This is a genomic window from Methanobrevibacter sp. (assembly GCF_045220775.1).
GTDB lineage: Archaea > Methanobacteriota > Methanobacteria > Methanobacteriales > Methanobacteriaceae > Methanocatella.
Genome location: NZ_JBGUWC010000052.1, coordinates 1 through 3,697, shown reverse-complemented (window position 1 = coordinate 3,697; position 3,697 = coordinate 1). Strand labels below are relative to the sequence as shown.

Below are 3,697 nucleotides of genomic sequence, written 5' to 3'. Positions count from 1 at the left end.
TAGTAAGAGTAGTCTTACCATGGTCTACGTGACCAACTAAACCTATGTTAACATCTGACTGTACGTTCACAGATAACCACCTTTTTTATAATTTTAATTAACTTAAAAGTTAAATTAAGAAAGATAGTAAAACTATTCTTCCTCTTCTTCACCAGCACCAAGAATTTCAGCTATTGATTTATTTCCAGCTTTAGTAACTACAGTGTTGATTTGTACAATATCTTCAGCAATAGTGTTTCCTCTAACGGTTTTTCTTCTTTTAACACCATCGGCTTTAGGATGATAACCAATACCACCAGTTAATAAACTTTTGATTCTTCTGGTACCGGAAACATCTTTTTTCATGGTAAAACCATTCTTATCACTACCACCAGTGATTTTTAAGGTGTAACCATCTAAACCAACAATTCCACCATCAAATTCCTCACCGATGACTAACCCGTTAAGAGCTTTAGTTTCATCGATTTCAATTTGATGAGTTTCAGCTTTTTGAGACACAACAACTTTGAATGCCATGGTATTCCTCCTTAGTTATTTTATAATCTTAATTTATTATTCGAAAAGACCGAATTTACCCCAATCAGGATCTTTTTTACGTTTGATTTCAACAAACTCGTATAAAGTTTCAAATTCGTCTTCAGTCAATTTATCTTTGAATTCCCTTTCGATAAACTTATAATGTTTTTCAGGAACATCAACGTATAATTCATCCCCTTCATCGAAATGTTTTCCAACAATGGCGTCTTTAATAGCCATAGCTACCCTTTGACCTCTAGAAATATCCGGTAATGTTTCGCCCTTATCTTCCATACTGGCTATTACACCAACATATTCACCATTTTTATTAATTAAAGTTTGGCCTTGTTTAATTGTACCGCTAATGGATTCAATTCCAATAATAGCGGGTTTGCTTTGACGGAAAACTAATTTAGGTAAAGCCATGAATTTTGCAGGCTTGATGATTGCATTGTAGAATGCTTTCTTCTTAGCCCTCTCCATTTCATCAATCCATGCCTCATAATCTTCGATGATTTGATATATGACATCACCTTTGAAAAGTTTTATATCAGATTTGTTAAGATCTTCTACGGAATTCGGATGAACATCCACATTAAAAGCAATGATTGCTCCATGTGCATCATTTTCAGTTAGAGCAATTGATGAATTGATTATGTCCCTACGGCTCACATCACCAATATCCGCTTCACGAATAGGAATTTCCAATTCTTTTAATAACTTAACAATAGCTTCAAGGGAACCTAATGTATCTGCTTTAACCAAAATACCTTCATCTTCAGTATTGATTGTAATATCTTCAATTTCCTTTAAGAGTTCCTCTTCAACATCTTCATCATCGCTTAATACCCTAAGCGGTGAACCGGAAATGACATCATCTAAATTAGGAGCTGCAATCTTGATACCTGCAGCTGCAACAACTTCATCGAATTTGCGGAATTTCTTTTTAGAATCCCTCATCTCCTCAAGCGGAAGCGGTCTTAAAATAGACCTGACTTTGGTTGTTAAAACCTCATTTGAAGAAGTTATAAAAGCAATTTCATCATTAGTCCTTAAAACACCATCATAAATAATGCTATCAACAGTAAGACCTAACCCCACTTCTTCCTTAACTTCCAATACAGTACCTTTAGCAGGAGCATCTTCGTTAATTTCTAACTGTTCGGTTAAATATTCTTGAGCAAGTCCGAGCAACATTGCTAACACTTCAATAATGCCCTCACCGGATTTAGCACTAATAGGAATAATACTAATCTGTGAAGCAAAATTACTTACCCTATCAAACCTTTCAGATTGAAAACCCTCTTTGTGGAGAGTTCCGACAATCTCATAAACTTTCAAGTCCAAATCCTGTTGAACGCTTGGAGCTTGTTGATTAAAGGATTCTTTAAAGGAAGCTCCTTCATGTGTTTCCCAACCAAAAAGCATATCTATCTTGTTAGCAACAACAATGAATGGAGTTCTATACATTTTAAGAATATTTAACGCTTCATAGGTTTGCGGTTTAAATCCATCATTGATATCAACAATCAAAACGGCCAAATCTGCTAATGCACCACCACGTTTTCTTAAGCTAGTGAATGCAGCGTGGCCTGGAGTATCAATAAAGAATAAACCAGGTATTAAATCTTTGATAGTCAATCTTGATATAAAATTTCCACAGATTTCTTCAATAGTATCGTTAGGAATTTCAGTAGCACCAATATGTTGAGTAATACCACCAGCTTCCTTATCAGCGATAGTACTGCCTCTAATATAATCTAACAATGTAGTTTTTCCATGGTCTACATGCCCTAAAACTGATACAATCGGGGATCTGATTTTCATAATATCGTCTTTAATAATAAATCTTTAAAATTTAAATCTATTCATAAATTAAATCGTTATCAATAATTTGATAATCACAAATTTCGTCTTCATTAAAGAAGAGAGCAATTTCTCTTTCAGCAGATTCAGGAGCGTCTGAAGCATGAATGATGTTTCTACCTTTATTCATACCGAAATCTCCTCTAATAGTTCCAAGATCAGCTTCTAAAGGATCAGTTGCACCGACTAATTTTCTGATAGTGGTAACAGCTTCTTCTCCTTCAATCACCATAGCTAATGATGGTGAAGAAGTAATATATTCAACTAAACCTGGGAAAAATGGTTTATCAGCATGTTCTCCATAATGAGTTTTTGCTAAATCTTCATCAATTTGAATTAATTTACAAGCGACGATTTGAAGACCTTTTTCTTCAAAACGAGACAAAATTTTACCCATAAGACGTCTTTGTACAGCGTCTGGTTTCATCATAACAAAACTTTTTTGAATCATTCTTTAACCCATTTAACTTTTCTTGAAACTCTTCCGAGTTTAATCATATTTTTCTCACATTTGCTGCTACAAAAGAAATAAATTGTACCATCTCTTTTAACGTACATTTTTCCAGTACCGTCTTCAATTTCTTTTTTACAGAATGAACAAGTTCTCATGTACTTACACCTTCTTAAGGAGTTCTAATTTCTTTAGCTTCTCTAATAGTATCAAGTAACATTAAAATGTCGCCTTCTCTTACAGGACCCATAATGTTTCTTGTTAAAATTCTTCCTTTGTCTCTACCATCGAGGATTCTGCATTTGATTTGCATTACCTCACCAGTCATACCAGTTCTTTTTAAAACTTCAATGACTTCAGCAGGAGTTCCTTCTTCCATGTAAATCACCGTAAATCAATTAAAAGAATCTATTCTTTTAATTCAGCAACTTTTTCTGCAATTTCAGCAACAGCAGCTTCAGCATCACCAGCGTCTACAATACATGCAGATGCAGTTCCAACAGTTAAACCAGCAGCTCCACCAACTTGTTCTTTGGTAGGTAAGTAAACGTAAGGAATTTCTTTTTCATCAGCTAAAACAGGAATGTGTGCAACGATTTCAGCAGGATCAACATCTTCTGCGATAACAACTAATGCTGCATCTCCTCTTTCGATGAATTTGGTTACTTCGTTAGTACCTTTTGCTACTTTACCGGTAGCTTGTGCGGTTTCTAATGCTTCTTCAGCTTGTTTAGCTAATTCTTCAGGTGTGTCAAATTTTACATAAATGTTTGCCATAAATATACCTCCTTTTTCATCTGGCTATGCCATCCATCGGCAGATATTATAATTCTTTTAGAATCATAATATAATGTAATTATATAT

7 protein-coding genes are annotated in these 3,697 nt (G+C 34.5%); all 7 read right to left on the bottom strand.

Annotated elements, in window-relative coordinates; translation table 11 throughout:
- Positions 1 to 70, bottom strand: a 70-nt coding sequence (locus ACJROP_RS02850) for a GTP-binding protein (RefSeq protein ID WP_405297763.1), incomplete at its 3' end; no start/stop codon positions are given.
- A 62-nt stretch (positions 71 to 132) separates the two neighbouring features.
- On the bottom strand, positions 133 to 516 hold the full coding sequence (locus ACJROP_RS02845) for a 30S ribosomal protein S6e (protein ID WP_406533989.1): 384 nt from the start codon (positions 514 to 516) through the stop codon (positions 133 to 135).
- Positions 517 to 552: 36 nt separating this feature from the next.
- Positions 553 to 2,343, bottom strand: coding sequence for a translation initiation factor IF-2 (infB, locus tag ACJROP_RS02840; protein ID WP_406533988.1), 1,791 nt, complete (start codon positions 2,341 to 2,343; stop codon positions 553 to 555).
- 37 nt (positions 2,344 to 2,380) lie between these two features.
- A complete protein-coding gene (gene ndk, locus ACJROP_RS02835; RefSeq protein ID WP_406533987.1) occupies positions 2,381 to 2,833 on the bottom strand; it encodes a nucleoside-diphosphate kinase in 453 nt (150 codons plus the stop codon).
- Positions 2,830 to 2,991, bottom strand: a complete 162-nt coding sequence (locus tag ACJROP_RS02830; protein WP_405267552.1) for a 50S ribosomal protein L24e — start codon at positions 2,989 to 2,991, stop codon at positions 2,830 to 2,832. Before ACJROP_RS02830 ends, ndk begins: the two co-directional genes overlap by 4 nt.
- 14 nt (positions 2,992 to 3,005) lie before the next feature.
- Positions 3,006 to 3,212 carry a 30S ribosomal protein S28e gene (locus ACJROP_RS02825; protein WP_042692817.1) on the bottom strand — a complete coding sequence of 69 codons (207 nt, stop codon included), beginning with the start codon at positions 3,210 to 3,212 and terminating at the stop codon, positions 3,006 to 3,008.
- A 29-nt stretch (positions 3,213 to 3,241) separates the two neighbouring features.
- Positions 3,242 to 3,610: a 50S ribosomal protein L7Ae gene (rpl7ae, locus tag ACJROP_RS02820; protein ID WP_406533986.1), complete on the bottom strand. Its 369-nt coding sequence runs from the start codon at positions 3,608 to 3,610 to the stop codon at positions 3,242 to 3,244.
- Positions 3,611 to 3,697: the final 87 nt, after the last annotated feature.